Source organism: Denitrificimonas caeni (assembly GCF_905120345.1).
GTDB lineage: Bacteria > Pseudomonadota > Gammaproteobacteria > Pseudomonadales > Pseudomonadaceae > Denitrificimonas > Denitrificimonas caeni_A.
The window spans coordinates 301,669-320,230 of the sequence record NZ_CAJHOA010000001.1; the positions used below are offsets into that span (position 1 = coordinate 301,669).

The 18,562-nt window shown below is 47.9% G+C and carries 17 protein-coding genes and 1 tRNA gene; 8 read left to right on the forward strand and 10 right to left on the reverse strand.

What is annotated here, in order from left to right; translation table 11 throughout:
• Nucleotides 1-75 precede the first annotated feature (75 nt).
• Entirely contained in the window at nt 76-1,527 is a 1,452-nt protein-coding gene (locus JYJ62_RS01360) for an MFS transporter (protein WP_205340383.1), read from the reverse strand.
• A gap of 593 nt (nt 1,528-2,120) precedes the next feature.
• Between JYJ62_RS01360 and JYJ62_RS01365 the strand changes: the two genes are divergently transcribed.
• From JYJ62_RS01365 to JYJ62_RS01380, 4 genes are read left to right on the forward strand one after another with little or no spacing between them, the layout of a single operon-like run.
• Nucleotides 2,121-3,143: an ABC transporter substrate-binding protein gene (locus JYJ62_RS01365; RefSeq protein WP_232365705.1), complete on the forward strand. Its 1,023-nt coding sequence runs from the start codon at nt 2,121-2,123 to the stop codon at nt 3,141-3,143.
• On the forward strand, nt 3,140-3,934 hold the full coding sequence (locus JYJ62_RS01370) for an ABC transporter permease (RefSeq protein ID WP_205340384.1): 795 nt from the start codon (nt 3,140-3,142) through the stop codon (nt 3,932-3,934). The genes JYJ62_RS01365 and JYJ62_RS01370 overlap by 4 nt, the downstream gene beginning before the upstream one ends.
• A complete protein-coding gene (locus tag JYJ62_RS01375; protein WP_205340385.1) occupies nt 3,931-4,719 on the forward strand; it encodes an ABC transporter ATP-binding protein in 789 nt (262 codons plus the stop codon). The genes JYJ62_RS01370 and JYJ62_RS01375 overlap by 4 nt, the downstream gene beginning before the upstream one ends.
• Nucleotides 4,716-5,951 carry an NnrS family protein gene (locus JYJ62_RS01380; protein WP_205340386.1) on the forward strand — a complete coding sequence of 412 codons (1,236 nt, stop codon included), beginning with the start codon at nt 4,716-4,718 and terminating at the stop codon, nt 5,949-5,951. The genes JYJ62_RS01375 and JYJ62_RS01380 overlap by 4 nt, the downstream gene beginning before the upstream one ends.
• Nucleotides 5,952-6,102: 151 nt before the next feature.
• Here JYJ62_RS01380 and JYJ62_RS01385 read toward each other — a convergent pair whose 3' ends face one another.
• The 3 genes from JYJ62_RS01385 to JYJ62_RS01395 form a co-directional block, all read right to left on the reverse strand.
• Nucleotides 6,103-6,927: a Crp/Fnr family transcriptional regulator gene (locus tag JYJ62_RS01385; RefSeq protein WP_205340387.1), complete on the reverse strand. Its 825-nt coding sequence runs from the start codon at nt 6,925-6,927 to the stop codon at nt 6,103-6,105.
• A gap of 125 nt (nt 6,928-7,052) precedes the next feature.
• Entirely contained in the window at nt 7,053-9,122 is a 2,070-nt protein-coding gene (locus JYJ62_RS01390) for a TonB-dependent receptor plug domain-containing protein (RefSeq protein WP_205340388.1), read from the reverse strand.
• Nucleotides 9,123-9,326: 204 nt separating this feature from the next.
• Entirely contained in the window at nt 9,327-9,983 is a 657-nt protein-coding gene (locus JYJ62_RS01395) for a glutathione S-transferase (RefSeq protein WP_205340390.1), read from the reverse strand.
• Nucleotides 9,984-10,450: 467 nt separating this feature from the next.
• Between JYJ62_RS01395 and JYJ62_RS01400 the strand changes: the two genes are divergently transcribed.
• Nucleotides 10,451-10,738, forward strand: coding sequence for a DUF1330 domain-containing protein (locus JYJ62_RS01400; RefSeq protein WP_205340391.1), 288 nt, complete (start codon nt 10,451-10,453; stop codon nt 10,736-10,738).
• 171 nt (nt 10,739-10,909) lie between these two features.
• On the opposite strand, the gene JYJ62_RS01405 is transcribed toward JYJ62_RS01400, so the two are convergent.
• Nucleotides 10,910-10,986 (reverse strand) — tRNA-Arg (locus JYJ62_RS01405).
• A 236-nt stretch (nt 10,987-11,222) separates the two neighbouring features.
• On the opposite strand from JYJ62_RS01405, the gene JYJ62_RS01410 reads away from it, so the two are divergent.
• Complete coding sequence (locus JYJ62_RS01410) at nt 11,223-12,008, forward strand: TSUP family transporter (RefSeq protein WP_205340392.1); 786 nt, start codon at nt 11,223-11,225, stop codon at nt 12,006-12,008.
• On the opposite strand, the gene nudC is transcribed toward JYJ62_RS01410, so the two are convergent.
• From nudC to JYJ62_RS01435, 5 genes are all read right to left on the reverse strand, one after another.
• Complete coding sequence (nudC, locus tag JYJ62_RS01415; RefSeq protein ID WP_205340820.1) at nt 11,976-12,803, reverse strand: NAD(+) diphosphatase; 828 nt, start codon at nt 12,801-12,803, stop codon at nt 11,976-11,978. The genes JYJ62_RS01410 and nudC overlap by 33 nt on opposite strands.
• 128 nt (nt 12,804-12,931) lie before the next feature.
• Nucleotides 12,932-13,744 (reverse strand): crotonase/enoyl-CoA hydratase family protein, encoded by an 813-nt coding sequence (locus JYJ62_RS01420; RefSeq protein ID WP_205340393.1) that lies wholly within the window; start codon nt 13,742-13,744, stop codon nt 12,932-12,934.
• A 311-nt stretch (nt 13,745-14,055) separates the two neighbouring features.
• Complete coding sequence (gene dnaQ / locus JYJ62_RS01425) at nt 14,056-14,772, reverse strand: DNA polymerase III subunit epsilon (protein ID WP_205340394.1); 717 nt, start codon at nt 14,770-14,772, stop codon at nt 14,056-14,058.
• On the reverse strand, nt 14,769-15,209 hold the full coding sequence (rnhA, locus tag JYJ62_RS01430) for a ribonuclease HI (protein WP_205340395.1): 441 nt from the start codon (nt 15,207-15,209) through the stop codon (nt 14,769-14,771). Before rnhA ends, dnaQ begins: the two co-directional genes overlap by 4 nt.
• Entirely contained in the window at nt 15,199-15,981 is a 783-nt protein-coding gene (locus JYJ62_RS01435) for a methyltransferase domain-containing protein (protein WP_205340396.1), read from the reverse strand. Before JYJ62_RS01435 ends, rnhA begins: the two co-directional genes overlap by 11 nt.
• A gap of 88 nt (nt 15,982-16,069) precedes the next feature.
• Here JYJ62_RS01435 and gloB point away from each other — a divergent pair, with 88 nt between their 5' ends.
• Both gloB and JYJ62_RS01445 read left to right on the forward strand, forming a co-directional pair.
• Nucleotides 16,070-16,852, forward strand: a complete 783-nt coding sequence (gene gloB, locus JYJ62_RS01440; protein ID WP_205340398.1) for a hydroxyacylglutathione hydrolase — start codon at nt 16,070-16,072, stop codon at nt 16,850-16,852.
• A gap of 83 nt (nt 16,853-16,935) precedes the next feature.
• Complete coding sequence (locus tag JYJ62_RS01445; RefSeq protein ID WP_232365707.1) at nt 16,936-18,510, forward strand: LysM peptidoglycan-binding domain-containing protein; 1,575 nt, start codon at nt 16,936-16,938, stop codon at nt 18,508-18,510.
• Nucleotides 18,511-18,562 lie beyond the last annotated feature (52 nt).

Consider the following 18,562-nt stretch of genomic DNA (forward strand, 5'->3'; position numbering starts at 1 on the left):
GAGTGAGGTATTCGCGCGCCTCAAGCTGCGTCTGACTCTCACCATCCGTCCCTAGGCACAGCAAGCGGGCTAATGCTAAAACTCGCGCCGGTCGCGTAAGTCTTTAAAAGCCATGGCTAAGGCTAACAAAATAATCAGGGTGATCGTTAATAAACCCAAGCTCACGGCAATATGCCACGAGCTATAGGGGCGCACGCTAAACACAATGGCCGTAATCACCGCAATCCCCACCGAAGTGCCAATGCGCTGCCCGGTTTGCATAATGGCGCCAGAACTACCAGCGTAAGCCAACGGCACTTCAGCCAGAGTCAATGTTTGGTTAGGACTGATCACCGAGCCTTGGCCTAGGCCAAAACAAGCCAAGGACAACAGCAGCCACCAAATACTTACGCCCAGATACTCATGTAACAGCACCACGGCAACACTGGAAAGCACCCCTAAAACAGCCAAAATCAAGCCGCCAATCACAATTTTGCGACCATAGTGATTGACGCGTTGGCCCGCCCAGTTCGCCGAATAGGCAGAGAGCAGCGCCGAAGGTACGCCAACCAGACCCGCTTCAAATGCGGAGAAACCAAGGCCTTGCTGTACATATAAAGGAATCAGCACCCAAACACTGGTCATGCCCAGAAAGTACAAAGTCATAATAATGCTGCCGTTGCGGTAGCTTGAGGTGGCGAAAATCTTTAAATCCACCATAGGACTATAGCCGCGCTCGGTATACCAACGCTCCCAACGCGCCCAAAGGTAAAATAAGAGCAAGCCTGCCGGCAATAGCAGCCACATCAGTGCCGACGCATTCGCGCCAACAAAGGGATAAAGGACAGCCAACACCCCTAAGCCCAGTAACAGTGCGCCGATTGGATCGAGGGAGCTTAAGCCCTGCTGCTCCTGTGATTTAGGTTTGTGAATTAAGGGCCGTGGAAACCAGAGTAACGCCAACACTATGGTTAATAACCCTATCGGCACGTTAATCAGAAACGTCAGGCGCCAACCGAACTCAAGGCCACCCAATTGAATCAGTAGCCCACCAATAACAGGGCCAATCGCAACGGAAACCCCCACAGTGGTACCAAAAAAACCGAAGGCGCGACCGCGCTCTGAATCGCTAAAATACTGTTGAATCATGCCCACGGCTTGCGGGTTCATCAGCCCTGAACCCACCCCCTGCACAAAGCGCGCGCCATTAAGCCACTGTGCATCCGGCGCTAAGCCTGCGGCAATCGATGCAAGGGTGAAAATGATCACGCCCAGAATAAAAATTCCGCCGCGCCCCATCAGATCACCCGCGCGCCCAGCACTGACCAAGACCACACCAAAGGTCAGCGCATAACCGGCGAGCACCCACTGAATAGCCGATTGACTGGCAGCCAGTGACTCTTGGATCGAAGCCAAAGCCACATTCACCACACTGACACTCATCAGCGACATAAAAATCGCCATCAGCAACACCGCAAGAACCCGCCAGCGCACAGGATCACTGCTGGTATCGCTGGTGATATCTTGCGGCACGGCCAGTTGCGTCATATAAAATCCTAAAAACCATGAATAGAAGTCATGTAGATAAACTGAGCCGAGGTCACAGTATCCACACACAGCTGGTTATGGGCTTATAGCGTAAGCGACTCAGGCAGGCAGGCAGTGTAGCAAGCACAAGCGTTGTATGTTGCATATCAAAGTCGGCACTATGTCTAGGTTGCAGCACAGTGCTCTTTTGCAAACATACTGCGTGTTTCAGGCAAAAGATCAATACGCCTCAGATTTCGATCTGAAAATTCAAGATAAAGTAACCTCTAAAACGAGCAGCTCAACCACCTATAACTTGCTTTAGTCCCCTAGGGCAGCACCAAATTATTCGCCATCGTATTAATACAATGATTCATTTATTGTGATACTCAGAAAAACCGTACGTAATTAAAAGAACAGCAGCCACGCTCATCCTCACTAAAACAGGCCGAACGGAACTTGATAGTCGATCCGTTGGCGGGTTCTTGATAATTATCATTGCCCTTTCAAGGAGGGATTCTTTAATCTAGCGCATGGACGAGAGTGATTATCATTTAAATCTTACTTGGTGACAATTTGCATGCACAGCAATCTGGAGTATTAGCGTGAAACCCATGACTAAAATAATGACCTCTATCGGCCTCGGTCTGTTCGCTATCTTTAGCTTGTTAAGTACCGCATATGCAGCTCAAGATTCATTGCCGGTGAAAAAACTGGTCATTGCTGGGCCACCCGCTGGCGTCTCTAATGGCCTCTTTCATCTTCTGGCCAGCGATGGCTTTGCTGAGATCGCCGAGGAAGTAGAATTTATCCTTTGGAGCAATCCCGATCAATTACGCGCATTAGCATTGAACGGCAAAGTCGACTTTATTGCGATGCCGACCAACGTTGCCGCTAATTTATATAACCGTGGCGCACCACTGGCGTTACTCAACGTTTCACAATGGGGCGTGCTGTGGATGATTTCGCGCGATCCTAATATGAAAACACTGGCCGATTTTAAGGGTCAAGAAATCGCCATCCCTTTTCGTGCCGACATGCCAGATATCGTTTTTACTCACCTTGCCGAAAGACAAGGCTTAATACCGAGCAAAGACTTTCAGCTCAACTACACCGCGACACCGATGGATGCGATGCAGTTATTAATTATGCGCCGTGTTGATCACGCCCTACTGGCTGAACCTGCACTATCCATGGCCTTACGCAAAACGAAATCTTTTCCGCTTTCGGTTATTGCTCCTGAGTTGCACCGCAGCGTGGACTTACAACACGAGTGGGCGCGAGTAATGGGTACTGAGGCGCGTATTCCACAAGCGGGTATCGCAGTCGTGGGAGACCAACGTAAAAACATCGAGCTGGTTACACGTTTTGAAACAGCTTACGCAAAAGCCACGCAATGGTGCCAAGACAACCAACAGCAGTGTGGCGAAGAAGTCGCAGCACAAGTACCCATGCTATCAGCAGAAGCTGTTAGCGATGCATTAGCCGCACAAGTCAATCACTACGCGACAGCATTCGATGCGCAACAAGAACTGCAAGATTTTCTGCAAATCTTATTAGACAAACAGCCTGCCTCAGTGGGCGGCAAACTCCCTGATATAAACTTTTACGCCAATCCTAATAGCCAAGCTCAATGAACCGACTGAGAAATCTTTTACCCAATACCCTCAGCTACCTATGGAGTGGCTGGGGCGCACTGGCAAGTTTGCTATTATTTTGTGCCGTGTGGGAGCTGGTCGGTGAGTATTATGGTGACCTAATTCTGCCTGGCCCATTAGAGGTTATTGGCCAACTAAAGCTGATGTTTAATAGCGGTATCGCCGGCCCTGAGCTGATTATTTCCGGCCGCCGCACCTTGTATGGCTTATTCTTAGCCTTAGCTGTGGGTAGCCTATTAGGCATGCTTGCGGGCTTTTCAATGACCACGTCCATGCTGGCTAGACCGTTAATTACTTTATTGTTAGGTATGCCGCCCATTGCTTGGTTGGTGCTGGCCATGTTGTGGTTTGGTCTTGGCGATGCCACGCCGGTGTTTACCGTATTCATCGCGTGCTTGCCGATTGTGTTTGCCGGCGCGATGCAAGGCACTCGTACTCTCGACAACCATCTCAAAGCAGTGGCGCAGGTGTACCGACTGCCTTGGCACATGCGCCTCACCGATATTTATCTACCGCATTTAGCCTCTTACTTATTTCCAGCATGGATTACCGCTTTGGGCACCTCATGGAAAGTTGTGGTCATGGCTGAACTACTCAGTACCTCTGACGGAGTTGGCGCTGCTTTGGCTGTTTCTCGTGCACAACTCGACACATCGACCACTCTGGCTTGGGTTGTTGCGGTATTGGGCGTATTGCTGGCTACCGAATACTTACTGCTGGAGCCCATCAAACGGCATCTGGAACGCTGGCGCGTGGGAGTGAGTCAATGAGCGCTCTACAGATCCGCAACTTACAGCACAAGTATGCTTTAACCGAGGTGCTCAGTAATATTAATTTGGATTTAGCCGCTGGAGAAACTTTAGCCTTAGTCGGTCCTTCTGGCTGCGGAAAAAGCACGCTATTACATATTATCGCTGGACTGTTAACCCCCAGTGAAGCTGTGATTAAAAATGATTTTCGTGGTACCGCATGTATGTTTCAAGAACCACGTTTACTGCCGTGGAAAACTGCAGAGGACAACATCACTCTAGGCTTAAAAGCGTTACATGTACCTAAGCAAGCATGCCGACAACAAGCACAAAACATTGCCAAAACATTAGGTTTAACTGCCGATGATTTGAACAAATACCCCCACGAATTATCTGGCGGGATGCAAAGCCGGATCGCGCTGGGTCGTGCCTTAATTATTAAACCTGATCTGCTCTTACTGGATGAACCTTTTTCAGCTTTAGATATTGGTTTAAAGCTGGAACTGTACCGGCTGTTGCGTCAGCACATCACCGAACGAGGTAGCAGCGTGCTAATGATTACCCACGACTTAATGGAGGCGGTGCGTTTAGCCGATCGAATCGTGATGATGATCCCAGAACCGGGACGCTTAATTGGTGAATTTACCCTACAACAGTCACACGCTGAGCGAAGCGAGACTTGGATTTATCAGACCACTGCCAAACTGATGGCAAACGATAGAATTCGTATTGGTTTTGGCTTAGCCGAGGGCTCACTCAATCTTACCGAGCACCTTCATACACAGCATTCGGGATGCAGTATATGAACCTGCTAAGGCATTGTTTACAATCACCACTGCTATTATGCGGCTTTCGTCCTTTTTTTCTGCTAACGGCCAGCAGCGCCATAGTTTTTATGGGTTTATGGTTGTTATCGTTGCAGGGCTGGATCGAAGCATGGCCGATCGCTGGCGGTTGGTTATTGTGGCATGCTCACGAACTTATTTTTGGTTTTGCAGCGGCAGCGACTGCAGGTTTTGCCTTAACCGCAATTCCTGAATTCACCAACACTAAACCTTTGGGTCAGCTACCACTAATGAACCTCGTGGGCTTATGGCTGGCTGCACGTTTAAGTTATCTGCTCGCCTTCTGGGTCACTCCATGGCCAGCGCTGTTCTTCAATTTAATATTTTGGCTCGGGCTGTTGCTGTATATCAGTCCGCCGGTATGGCGCGATCCACAGCGTAAACATATCAGCTTCACCTTAGTAGTTGCCGGCTTAGCTGCTTTGCAAACGGGCTTTTTCGTGTTTTTATCTGAACCCGGCTCCGCGCTAAAGTGGTTGTATATGGGTATTCACGCGCTAATGGTGTTGATTATTGTTGCCACCAGCCGCGTCTCTATGAGTGTGGTCAATAATCGAGTTGAACATAAAGAAAACACCAGTGATCCCGATGCAACACCTTACTTGGCTCGGCCACCACGCCGTTATTTAGCTATAGCCATGATTGCCATCTGTGCCCTTGCGGAATTTACCTTAGGCGCTCATCCTGTGACGGGTTGGACAGCATTGGCAGCTATGGCAGCTATTTTCAACTTACTTAATGACTGGCATGTAGGTCGCCCTCTACTCTCTCGATTGGCGTTAATGCTCTACGCCAGTTACTGGTTAATGGCGCTAGGTTATGGACTGCTGGGTGCGGCGTATTTAGGTGCCCCACTGTTACCTTCAGCAGGTCGTCACTTACTGACAGTAGGCGCGATGACCTTGTCGATTTTTACCATTATGTGCATTGTTTCACGCATCCATTCGGGCTTATGGCTGGATCGCAGACCCTGGATCCCAAGTGCAGCACTGCTCTTTATCACCGCTGCTTTAGTACGTGCTTATGCCAGTTTTTATAGCGCTGCAACATCATTTAGTCAGCTACTGATAGCCGCCGGTTTACTCTGGGTCGGTGGTTTTCTGCTGTATGCTGTGTACTTATTTAAAACCTTAAGTACAGCGCGCACAGATGGACAAGCCGGTTGTGCGGAGCCAATAGCTGAGAGCCATTGAGCAACTTGATTAAAGTTATATGTACATTGCAGGGTCTCTACAGCTCACTGACCCACGATTAAAAACCGGAATAATGACACCATAAGTCTTGATTTGTAACGGCTTAAAACGCATGAGACACTGCACACCCATGGCCCGATAAAGTCTTTTGTTAAGCCAGTATTTGTTTAAAATAACTGCAGCATCCAAACAAACCATCGCCGAGCGAGGCACTACGCTCTCGTGGTTTTTTCAGATCCAATTGGGGTACTGGCAAGTTAACACTGCGGCACAAACCATCAATGTCGAGCAAGACAATCTCTGGATTACGGCCACCAATAAAACCGGCACGTCGAAACTGCGTCAACTGTCGAGAGAATGTTTCTGGGGTAATATTCAACTGCCTCGCAAGAATAGCCTGACGAACCGGCAAACTAAACCACGCTGAGCGATGCTCAATATATAAATCCAACAAATAACTCGCTAGGCGCTGCGCGGCATTACCTATGGTCAGTAAGTCAATTCGATTCAACGACTGTGAAACAGCGACCGCCATACTTTCTAATAACTGCATGGCCAAAGCTGGAGTGCACTGACAAAGGGTCAGTAAGCTTTGTTTAGGAATCTTATACACGATGACATCACCCAACGCTTGCGCAGCTAGAGGGTATTGCGCATCGTTAATAAACATCATTGTTTCAGCCACTGTATCGCCAGCACCCACGGTGCGAAAAATCTTTTCTTCACCGTCGTAACAAGGTCGATATAAAGCGACCTCACCACTTTTTATCCAATAAAAATGTGTGGCAGGTTGACCGAAGCAAAACAAATGCTCATGTTCAGCAAGCACTATAAGCTTCGCGTCATTAAGCAAGATGCCCAGTATATTTTTATCAAACTGCGTAACAATAGAGGTTTTATTTTTGGCAGTAAAAGCCAATGCGCTATCCATAATGTACTCAAATAACTGACCAAAACAATCACTAATGAGAATCATTCTACGCCAGAGTTACTAGATTACCAATGCGCAATATTCAGTATCGAACACATGTCCCACTGTGCTGAACGATGCTCACCAATAAAGCATGAGCACTCTCAGGTCAATTATCAGTCTGCTTATAGCTAAAACGCACCGCTAAACGCCAGTGTCACACCGCGACCTGGCGCCTTAAGCTCTTGGCCACTGATGCCATCAGTCAGATGCTCATGATATTTCTTATTGGTTAAGTTGCTCAACTGCAGATCAATATGGCTGCTTTTTAAGCCTGCCATCACACCAAAACCATAACCCACGCGTGCATCTGCAGTGATAAAGCTATCGGTTTTATCTTCACTGCCATTACTAAAACGCTGAGCAATACGATCCTGTTTAGCCACTGCGCGCAAACCCGTGTGCCAAGAGAAACCACGTTCAGCCGGCTGACCAATACCTAAGCGCAATTCATTGGCAGGCATTTCATAAAGAGGCTCATTGTCTTGTTTGTTTTTTCCTCGCATCCAGGTAAATCCTGCATCAACAACAAAGACACTGAGTGGCACCTCAAGGTTACCCTCAAGGCCATAAGTCACCACTTTGCTAAGATTTTCGCTTTGTTTAATCGCTAAGCCATTTTGCGGATGATTGCTACCCGTTACACGACCGGCAATAAAATCATCAATGCGCGTATAAAAAGCGGCTAACTGGAACGCGTGCAAACCATCACGGCCTTTTAAGCCCAGTTCAACACTGCTGGAACGCTCAGGATCGAGCTGCGGATTACCCACATGGTAATAACCATCACCGCGTGCTGAATCCTCAAAACGCTCGCGCAAATCAGGCGCGCGGTAGGCCTGTCCGATATTGGCATACAAATTTAGGGTATCTGTGAGCGGTTGCACTGCACCCAGCGACCATGACAAGTTGTTATCGCTATGACTTAAACCCGATGTTTTTGCAGCGAGTCCTGAACCTTTAACTTTTGCATCACCTTGAGTGTGATCGTAGCGCAAACCTGCCGTTAACAGCGTGCTACCAACCGAAAACTCATCCTGCACAAAGATACCTACGGATGAAACCTCACCATCCTTAAAGGGATCATTGCGCATATTATTATTAAAAAATGGTGGATTGTTATTCATATAACGCTCAGGATCACCGGTCATTTTCCAGCCTTCCACACCGGCAGTGAACCAATGTGCATCACTCAGCGCACCATTCCACTGGCTGCGCAAACCATGGGTGATAAAGCTGACGTCATTGCGCACATAGTTACGGTTTAGATTGGCAGAGTAGGCGCGGATCTCACGGTACACCTCTTGACGATACACATCAGTTGAGAGTGTCCCATCGAGCAACGGAGCATCTAATCCTAACGCATACAGCTCACGATGCTGCTTGGGCGAATGAATGGTAACTTTACCTAAGACTGGTGGTAAGCCTGCCCCGCCTGGCTGACCGCCAGTTCGTGCAGAACCGGGGTACCAGACATCTTCATCATTGTGGCGTTGCAGGTTAACGCGCAGCACATAGTCACCAGCCAGCTTGTGCTGATATTTCAGCAATAACGTATCGGATTCATAGCCGGTTTTTCTCTCACGGCCATTGGGGCTTTTATAGTTACCCACATCTCGCCCTGCTAGACCAACCACAAAGCCTTGTGTGGCATTGCTACCTTGTAATAACAGTGCACCGCTGTAACCGTGATCAATGCTACTGGCAGACGCACCAAAACGGCCACCCAGCTCTGCTTGCTCAGTAAAGCGTGGCTCTGGCGTTAACAAATTTACTACGCCGCCCATCGCACCACTGCCGTAGAGTACAGAACCCGGCCCCTTCACCACCTCAGCACGGTCTAGTAGTCCTAAATCTAAAAATGAGGCTAAAGCACCTTGCGGCTGAGCTGAATTAACTCTAATACCATCAACCATGACCACGACACTTTCGCGTTTTAAGCCACGTAACACTGGATTCTGTCCCCATGCCCCATCACTTTGTAGCGCCATCCCCGGCTGGCCGCGCAGCAAGTTACCGGCTGGGCCTTGGCTGGTCGCGTGCGGTTTGATGACGTTAATGGCTTGTGGTGTGTCAAAACTGTCACTGGCGTAGCCCCGCGCGGTAACAACAGTGTCATCGAGTTGCAAATCCGCAGCATACGCAGACACGTTCAAAGCCGCTAAACAGGCCAAGGTTAATCGAGATAAAGGAAACGACATAAAACAGATACTCCGCATGGGTAAAATCAGAAAAACTGATTAATGAATGCGCAGCAGCATAACTCAAATAATAATCATTACCGTTTGATAATTATCAACTGATCTCTATTGCTGTAAAAAACCAACGGCGGCATATCAGTCAAGTGGACTGAAGAATTTTGAGTAAAAATTTCTTTAATCTGCTATCAACTCTCTAAGTGTTAATTAAGTAACTGATCCGTTGCTCCTTGAAAATACCACAACCTCATCGCCTTCCTGCCAGGGTTGGAATTTAACCATACTCTGTTGAAATACTGGCTGTTCCAGCCAATCACTCAGCCATTGCTGTAGGTTCGGATAGGGCAAACTGTAAAATGCCTCACGATCGACATGGGCGAACTGGCGCACAAAAGGCAGGATGCCGATATCAGCGATGCTGATATTCTCCCCCAGTAGATACGTATGCTTAGTGAGTAACCTTTCTAACAGCTGCAAAAACACCTCGCCCTTTTGTCGGTACTCGAGCTGAGTCAATTCCGGATGACGATCGGTATATTTATAGCGATCAAGCCAGTGTTTAAATTCATTATCGTTCTGTTCGATCAGAGCATTGGCGCTGATTAAATCGCTGTTTAACAATCCTTGCGGATCATTCTGCTCAAGCGCCCACTCGAGTATTTCTCTACTTTCCTCGATAACCCGTCTATCACCCTCAGCCAGCTGCAGAACAGGAACAGTGCCCTTAGGGCTGATAGCCAGCATCGGCGCCGGCTTGTTTTTCAGCACGACCTCCCGCAGCTCCACTTCTAGGTTGGCAAACAAAATACCGAGTCGAGCGCGCATCGCATAAGGGCAACGGCGAAAAGAGTACAAACGATGCATTGATATCCTCTGCGCCCTAAAAAAAGGAGCTTTTTGTATTTTTGGTAAGACGATCATAGTGTGTTTCCTACTCAATTAACTCAACCACTGACTATAGCTGAATGTTTATATTTCTGAGTAAGGTGATCGCCCAGCGCTGGCCGCTCTAAGTTCTTAAAATATCGATGTGCGAGCCTTTGCTAAAAGATTGGACTTGCGCTTAATCGCTAGCAACCGTGAACTGACGCATAGACCACTAGATAGCAGCACGTAAACATATACAAAACAGCACAATGCTTATATCGAATGCGACAGCTACATTGTTCGTTATGACTGGCTAGTCCAGTATTTATTTGAGAGTATTGCTGCTGCTCAAGATAATGCGACTCAATGGCTCTGGTGCTACTGCATCGCGGTTTCATTGCTATACCGCAGCCACACCTGCTGCTAGTGCTGCCAAAAATAACAACAAAAGGAACTAAGCTAAAATGACACACGCATACGCTATTGGACACATCACTATCAAAGACGAAAAAAAATGGTTGGAGTACCAAACCAATGTGCCAGCGACTTTAGAACCTTGGGGTGGAGAATTGGTATTTAGAGGTAAGCTGTCTTCCGTTTTTTCTGGTGACCATCAGCACACTCAAACCGTAGTTATAAAATTCCCAAATATGAAGGCACTCAATGACTGGCATTCATCTGCGCAATACCAGTCACTTGTGCCTCTCAGACAATTGGCAGCACATGTCGATTTGCTATCTTATGAGGCGTAGGCTGAAGGCGAGTAAGCGCAAGACAAGGAAGCTATGCAATCTAACAGCCAACGTAAATGATGCAGCAGTGCCGTGACAGTGCATGCTCTTATCCGGGGAGTGCGCAACAAGTAGTCAGTTTAGTCTCAAACCAAAAAAACAGCTTTTGCGAAAAACGGGGAAAGATCAAAATGGTCCGCCCTGCAGGACTTGAACCTGCTACCTGTCCCTTAGGAGGGGACCGCTCTATCCAAATGAGCTAAGGGCGGTTGGAGAAAACCAGTAAAACTGGCAAAGAGTCTGCAAGGGATGTCTTTGTTAATAACTGTAGGCCAGTTTTAACAAGCGCTTGTTCGTTTCTTATTGATCAAGCAAGCCATATAATCCTTCCAACGCGCTGCATAATACCTAGCCACGTTTAAATTGTCATGCTTCTGCGTACGAAAATCATCAGCAATTGTTCACCACTGAGCGTGCTGCGTTATCTCACTGCTTAAGGTTTTCCATGTCTCTGACCCTCAATCTGGTTGCCGATCCTCAAGTTTTGTTCATTTTAGTCGTCGTGGCTTTTATTGCCGGCTTTATTGATGCCATTGCCGGTGGCGGAGGACTGTTGACCATTCCTGCGCTGTTGATGGCAGGTTTGCCACCGCACTTGGTACTCGGCACGAATAAACTCTGCGCGACCTTTGGTTCGGCCACCGCCAGTTTTGCTTTTTACCGCAAAGGTTTATTTAAGCCCAAAGAATGGCGCAACGGTTTACTGGCGACGGCGGTTGGTGCGGTACTAGGTGCGTTATTGGCGCAGCAGTTGCCGGCAGCATGGCTCAATCAAATGTTGCCTGTGGTGGTCTTTGCTTGCGCTGTTTATCTGCTGTTTGGGCGCACGCCGCAAGTCAGTGAGAGCAGCACACCCGTAATCAAGACTAAGCGCCAAGTGCCGCAAGGTTTAACCTTGGGGTTTTATGATGGTGTGGCTGGCCCTGGTACAGGCGCCTTTTGGACGGTAAGCACCTTATTGCTCTACCCACTGGATTTGTTACGTGCCAGCGGTGTCGCGCGCTCGATGAATTTTGTTAGTAATGCCGCAGCACTGAGCATGTTTATAATCAGCGGTAATGTGGCTTGGGCCTTGGGTATTGGCATGGGCGCGGCATTAATGCTGGGCGCGGCAGTAGGTGCACGGGTCGCGATTGGTGGTGGCAATCGCTTAATCCGTCCGATCTTTATTCTGGTGGTGATGGCGCTGGCGGCGCGTTTAGCTTGGCAACACTGGTTCGGCGTGGCCTAAGCGCTGGGCAACGTAGAGATCGATCAAGTAACGAGCAATCGAATTGCGGGCTGGTAGTCGTGGTAAGTCATGGATACTAAACCACTGTGCGTCTTCGATCTCGTCAGGCTGCGGAATAATATCGCCGCTGGTATAGTCAGCGAGATAACCCAGCATCAATGAATAGGGGTATGGCCAGTTTTGACTGGCGATATAACGAATATTTTCAACTTCAATGCTAACTTCTTCGCGTACTTCACGCTGCACGCAATGCTCAACAGTTTCATTAGGCTCAACATAACCGGCTAAGGCGCTGTACATGCCATTCACAAAGCGTGGCGAACGTGCGAGCAGAATCTCATCAGCGCGGGTGACGACGACAATCATGCTGGGTGATAAACGTGGGTATTGTTGCAACTGACAGACATCGCACCGTTTCATGCGATGACCTTCAGCTTGCTGCATCGGCTGTCCGCAACTGCCACAAAAACGATGCTCGCGGGCCCAGTTGCCGATTTGGCTGGCAAAGGCCAATAAACGAAACAGTAGCAACTCACCTTCTAGCATAAAGTTGCGCATGCTTTGCCAATGAAGGTGCGGTAATTCAAGTGGATACGCCAACTCATAGACAAAAACCGGCTCACCGTTGAGATGACCAATGCCTTGTTCAGCAATAATATGCTCAGCGAGTTGCGCACGCAGCCATTCGCGCGGAAACAGCATCCCTTGCTGATCAGCCAAAAAATGCAACCGACAATGCGCCACAGCTAAGCCATCCACTTCTGTCAGGCTGGGCATACCTTGTTGCCAAATCATCGGTGTTTGTTCGTGTATATTCATTTAATCGACATACCTAAGCCACTTAAAGTTTCACTCACTCACACAGCGTACTGTGAGTGGCTTAGTATGCAATACTTAACGACGTTTCTGTGTGAGTTAACAGCTTAATCTTTAAATTCAGGCGATTGTTTGCTCATATGCGCCGCCATGGCGACACGCAAATCTTCCGACTGCAACATCGCCGCATTCCATGTAGCAACATAATTAAGGCCATCAGCAACACTGTGATCACGCATATAACGGATCATTTCCTTACTGCCTTGTACGGCAATCGGTGATTTATCAGCAATGCTACGAGCAATGGCTAGAACACCAGCCATCAAGGTGTCTTGATCCGCATAGGTGCGATTGACTAAGCCAATGCGCTGCGCTTCTTCGCCTTCAACCGTACGTCCGGTATAGGCCATCTCGCGCATCATACCGTCACCAATAATATGCGGTAAACGTTGTAAGGTCCCCACGTCAGCAGCCATACCTACATCAATTTCTTTAATGGCAAACTGCGCATCTGTGGTGCAGTAACGCATGTCGCAGGCGCTAATCAAATCAATCGCACCGCCTAAACAATACCCTTGTATAGCGGCTAAAACAGGCTTGGAACACTGATCAACTGCATTAAAGGATGACTGTAACTCTTCAATTTTACGTTTTAATGCTCGTGCATTACGACCGACTTCTTTACCCAGTTGAGCTCCGATTTGTGCCAATAACATTAAGTCGATACCGGATGAAAAATGCTTGCCGGCGCCGGATAAGACCACAACGCGCACTTCAGCAGTGTCTTCAATCCAAGCAAAAATATCGCGTATTTCTGACCAAAAATCAGCATTCATCGCATTGATTTTTTCAGGGCGGTTGATTTGCACATGGGCAACTTTATCGTTTAGCTCAACATTGAAGGCGCGGTAAACATTCATACATCAACATCCTAATTAAGTCGCTTTTGTTAGTTTTAGTCACTTTTACTACAAACACACTACATCAGGTCATATAAAATGTCGATATTCGTCTAATTGCTCATTATTCTAGTTAAAGAGCAATTTTTATGATTGTGCTGGCTGACTTCGATAAGGAGGAGCGCAAGCATCGAACCGGTCGTACCTTTCAAGATACCCTCCCCCTTTATGGCTCTATTGGTGGTGTTTTTTGCTGTGGTTGCGGTGATCCAATATATCTTAGCCTACCGATTGATCAGCAGCCTTTGAGGTTATTTTCTGCTGACTTAATGTCAGTCATTCCAAGTCAACTCAATCCCGCTGGCCTTTTTTATTCGAGCTAAAAAATTCTGATGCGCCTCCAGTTCTTGCGCCGAGGCTGGCAATACTGCGAGAGGTTGGCGTTCTGCTGAAATACGGCGCACCGCGCTGGCGCTGACAAAACCATTGCCCTCATCACCACTGTCACCCGACAGCGATAAATTGGTTTGGCCGCCGGTCATGGCTAAGTAAACTTCAGCGAGAATCTCCGCATCCAACAACGCGCCGTGTAAGTCGCGACCGGAGTTATCGACGCCATAACGTTTGCACAAAGCATCGAGGTTATTACGCTGTCCGGGATGGCGTCCACGTGCCATCACCAACGTATCTAAAACAGTGCAGTAGGCATTAATATCAGAACGGTCTGATTGACCCAACAACGCAAACTCATTGTTCATAAAGCCGATATCAAAGGGTGCGTTATGGATAACTAACTCAGCACCGTTAATAAATTCAAAGAATTCATCGGCAATATCTTTAAATCGTGGTTTATCTTTTAAATAGTCATCGGTAATACCATGAACCGCAATTGCACCCGCATCAATCTGACGATCTGGCTGCAAGTACACATGATAATGTCGACCCGTGGGCTGACGGCCTTCGAGTTCAATACAACCAATTTCAATAATACGATGGCCATCAGTCACCGGCATACCGGTGGTTTCTGTGTCTAAAACGACATATCTCATGCCAAAATATCCTCTACACCACGATTAGCCAACTGATCTGCACGCTCGTTGCCGGGATGCCCGGTATGACCACGTACCCACTGCCACTCAATCTCGTGACGCGCGACTTGTTGATCCAGTTGCTGCCATAGATCAACATTTTTCACCGGCTGTTTTGCAGCGGTTTTCCAGCCGCGTTTTTTCCAATTCGGCATCCACTCTTGAATGCCTTGCATCACATATTTAGAGTCAGTCACTAAACGCACAGCACAGGCGGTTTTCAGCTCAGCCAAGCCTCGAATGGCCGCGGTCAACTCCATCCGATTATTGGTGGTATCACGCTCACCGCCCCACAACTCCAACTCTTTACCTTTGTACACTAACAATGCACCCCAGCCGCCAGGGCCAGGATTGCCCTTGCAGGCACCGTCAGTGTAAATATCAACTTTATCTGTCATGTTCTTCGCTATGTTTAAGTTTATTCTGATGAGGTGTTTGTGCCGCCACTGCATTAGGGCGTAATTTTTGCATGTTTATTTTCAATGATTGCGCTTGCGGATGTACGCCATGCACCATTTTACGGGCAACCAACATATAACAGCCACCTATCGGTGCTTTTTTCCTGCTCGCGTAACGCTCAAACCAGCGTAACTTATCTTGCAGCCTCGTAGAGTTCAACAGCGGACGGTAGGCACCAAAGCTGCGTTTTTCTAAGCTAAAGCCTAAAACTCCCAGCCAGTCAGTAATCCGTGCCGGTGGTAAGCAATAGGCATTTTTCCAGACGCTACCAGTAAAATATCGATACAGACCAAAAAAACTCCAAGCATGTGCACCGATAATAATTAAATGCCCACCAGGACGCACACAGTGTGCAGCTTCACGCAAGACATCATGCGGTGAAACAGCAAAATCCAAACTGTGCTGCAGCACAACAACATCCACAGCATCCGCAGCAATCGGCCATTTATTCTCGATACAGTGCATCTCGACACTCAGTTGTTGATCACCCAAACTGACTTGATGACGAATACTGGGCGCAGCCGCCATCGCTACCGGTGGATTATAATGGACAATATAACTGCCAAAGTGCCGCATCAATTGTGGCTCAAGCAACTCTTGCTCCATACGATCAAGCTGTTGCCCTTTGTCTGTTAAAAACCATTGCGCCAATGGCCTTGCTAAGATTTTACGAGGTCGTGATAAAAAAGCTGAAAATCGTTGTAATTTCATACGCCCATACCTGCTTGATATGCTGCAATCGCCAAACACTTAATTCGAACATGTTAAGCTTGCTTTATCTGTTGCGGAGGATCATGACATGCTGACCTTTACTGCTTTACCTGCCTTTAATGATAATTACATCTGGCTGCTGCAAGATGCACAGCGACAATTATGTGCTGTCGTTGATCCTGGCGATGCGCAACCTGTACTAAATTGGTTGGCTGAGCACCCAGAATGGCAGCTCACCGATATTCTGATCACTCACCATCACCATGATCACGTTGGTGGAGTGAATAGGTTAAAACAAGCCACGCAAGCCCGTGTCATTGGTCCTGCTCGGGAAACCATTCCCGGCCTAGACCTTGCGGTCGATGAGGGTGCAACAGTCGAGCTATTGGGCTATACGGTACAGGTTTTTGCAGTGCCCGGACATACCCTAGGTCACGTTGTCTACTTTTGTCCAGCGGATGCCAATTCTCCTTGGTTGCTCAGTGGTGATACTTTATTTGCTGGCGGTTGTGGGCGGATTTTTGAAGGCACTGCTGAGCAGATGTATACCTCTCTCACTCGCCTCGCGGCGCTGCCGGATAACACCCGAGTGTATTGCACCCATGAGTACACCCTCAGCAACTTACTTTTTGCCGAAGCTGTTGAGCCTAATAATGCAGAGCTCACAACTCGACTTGCTGATGTGCGTCAATTACGTGATAAACAGCAAATTACGCTACCCAGTAGCATCGCGTTAGAGAAGCGCACGAATCCGTTTTTACGCTGTGAGCAGGTCGAGGTTATTCAAGCGGCAGAACAAAAAGTGGGGAGCGCACTCGATAGAGAACATGCGGTATTTGCTGCCTTACGGTCATGGAAAGATACATTTTAATTGACCAGATTTGACCAATCAGCTTGACCCACAGGGGTTGGCTTTCTAAAATCGGGCAAATTTTTTGAAAAGCACCTGTGTTGATGCCTGATATCGATCACCAGAAAAACTCTATTTATGCCTCTATTCGCCGCGCCATTTGCCTAAGCGCGGTACTTTTTGTAGCAGCATTAAACTCTGGTTGTCTATCCTTCGAAGAAACAGTGCATCCGCCACGCCCCCCTCTGCAACCCTACACCTACGACAATGGCTTTAATTCAGGACCAAACTACACGCCCAGCTTGATGTATGACGTGGTGATTGGCCAAGAAGTTGATATTTGGCAACGTATTCGCCAGGGTTATCAGCTGCAATCTTACTTAGATAACAACCCGCGCGTGGATCACCAGCGCCTGTGGTTCGCCAGCCGCGGCAAGACTATCGAATCCATCTCAGAACGCAGCAGCCCCTACATGTTCTACATTGTAGAAAGTTTAGAGGCACGCAAGATGCCGCTGGAGCTGGCCTTGCTACCGATGATTGAAAGTGGCTACAACCCTCTCGCCTACTCGCCTTCACATGCCTCAGGCTTATGGCAGTTTATTCCGTCTACGGGTCGTCACTTTAAACTTAAGCAATCCCATTGGTATGATGCCCGTCGCGATATTATGGCCTCCACGCAAGCAGCGCTCGATTACCTGCAATACCTACACAACATGTTTAATAATGACTGGCTGCTGGCCTTGGCTGCTTATAATTCGGGTGAAGGTACTGTCTCACGAGCGATTAAACGCAATGTCGATCGCGGCTTACCGACTGATTACTGGAACTTGAACTTACCAGCAGAAACTCAAGCCTACGTGCCTAAATTGCTCGCTGTTGCACAACTCATTAGCGCTCCGCAAGGTTATGGCATCGCGCTCAGTCCAATCGCTAACGAGCCCTATTTCACTCAAATACCGCTTAAGCAGCAAATGGAAATTACGCGCCTCGCGAAACTCGCCGATGTTAAGGAAGATGAGTTGTTACAGCTGAACCCAGCTTATAAGCAAGGTATTACTTTTGATGGGCCTAAACACATCTTAGTACCGACCCAAAACGCTGAGTTACTGACTGCACAGTTAGCGATGATAAAGCCCAGCGATCAGGTGCAATGGGAGCAATACACTGTGCGCGGTGGTGACAATTTATCAACCATCGCCAATCAACACTATGTTTCCACCGCCCTGATCAAAGATATCAACAAATTAGCCTCTAACAGTTTGCGTATTGGTCAAGTTCTCAATATTCCTAAAAGCCCAAGGGGTGCCACCAGCAATTTAGCTCAATACACGCGTCCAGCAGCAACACGGGCTAAGCAGAGCTATACCGTTCGTCGTGGCGACAGTCTATCTAAAATTGCTGCACAACAAAAAGTATCGGTAACAGAGCTTAAACGTTGGAATAAATTGTCCTCTAATGCTTTAAAAGTTGGACAAAATCTGACACTTTCGACAAGCACTGCCGCAGCTCGACAAACAGCCCAGCGTTCTAGAGCCACTGTGTATAAGGTGCGCCCAGGTGACTCATTGTACGTTATTGCTAAGCGCCATAAAGTCAGCTTAAAGCAACTAAAAAACTGGAATCCAAAAACATCTAATGCATTAAAACCTGGGCAAACGTTATCTCTGTACCTGTAACCTTACCCGCTCAATCGAATTGACAGCTCACTGCTTATTGCAGCTCAATGTA

Excerpts from the sequence above, each read along its gene's own strand:
- JYJ62_RS01360 (WP_205340383.1), bottom strand. The coding sequence starts at position 1,527 with ATGACGCAACTGGCCGTGCCGCAAGATATCACCAGCGATACCAGCAGT.
- JYJ62_RS01365 (WP_232365705.1), top strand. The coding sequence starts at position 2,121 with ATGACTAAAATAATGACCTCTATCGGCCTCGGTCTGTTCGCTATCTTT.
- JYJ62_RS01370 (WP_205340384.1), top strand. The coding sequence starts at position 3,140 with ATGAACCGACTGAGAAATCTTTTACCCAATACCCTCAGCTACCTATGG.
- JYJ62_RS01375 (WP_205340385.1), top strand. The coding sequence starts at position 3,931 with ATGAGCGCTCTACAGATCCGCAACTTACAGCACAAGTATGCTTTAACC.
- JYJ62_RS01380 (WP_205340386.1), top strand. The coding sequence starts at position 4,716 with ATGAACCTGCTAAGGCATTGTTTACAATCACCACTGCTATTATGCGGC.
- JYJ62_RS01385 (WP_205340387.1), bottom strand. The coding sequence starts at position 6,927 with ATGATTCTCATTAGTGATTGTTTTGGTCAGTTATTTGAGTACATTATG.
- JYJ62_RS01390 (WP_205340388.1), bottom strand. The coding sequence starts at position 9,122 with ATGTCGTTTCCTTTATCTCGATTAACCTTGGCCTGTTTAGCGGCTTTG.
- JYJ62_RS01395 (WP_205340390.1), bottom strand. The coding sequence starts at position 9,983 with ATGCATCGTTTGTACTCTTTTCGCCGTTGCCCTTATGCGATGCGCGCT.
- JYJ62_RS01400 (WP_205340391.1), top strand. The coding sequence starts at position 10,451 with ATGACACACGCATACGCTATTGGACACATCACTATCAAAGACGAAAAA.
- JYJ62_RS01410 (WP_205340392.1), top strand. The coding sequence starts at position 11,223 with ATGTCTCTGACCCTCAATCTGGTTGCCGATCCTCAAGTTTTGTTCATT.
- nudC (WP_205340820.1), bottom strand. The coding sequence starts at position 12,803 with ATGATTTGGCAACAAGGTATGCCCAGCCTGACAGAAGTGGATGGCTTA.
- JYJ62_RS01420 (WP_205340393.1), bottom strand. The coding sequence starts at position 13,744 with ATGAATGTTTACCGCGCCTTCAATGTTGAGCTAAACGATAAAGTTGCC.
- dnaQ (WP_205340394.1), bottom strand. The coding sequence starts at position 14,772 with ATGAGATATGTCGTTTTAGACACAGAAACCACCGGTATGCCGGTGACT.
- rnhA (WP_205340395.1), bottom strand. The coding sequence starts at position 15,209 with ATGACAGATAAAGTTGATATTTACACTGACGGTGCCTGCAAGGGCAAT.
- JYJ62_RS01435 (WP_205340396.1), bottom strand. The coding sequence starts at position 15,981 with ATGAAATTACAACGATTTTCAGCTTTTTTATCACGACCTCGTAAAATC.
- gloB (WP_205340398.1), top strand. The coding sequence starts at position 16,070 with ATGCTGACCTTTACTGCTTTACCTGCCTTTAATGATAATTACATCTGG.
- JYJ62_RS01445 (WP_232365707.1), top strand. The coding sequence starts at position 16,936 with ATGCCTGATATCGATCACCAGAAAAACTCTATTTATGCCTCTATTCGC.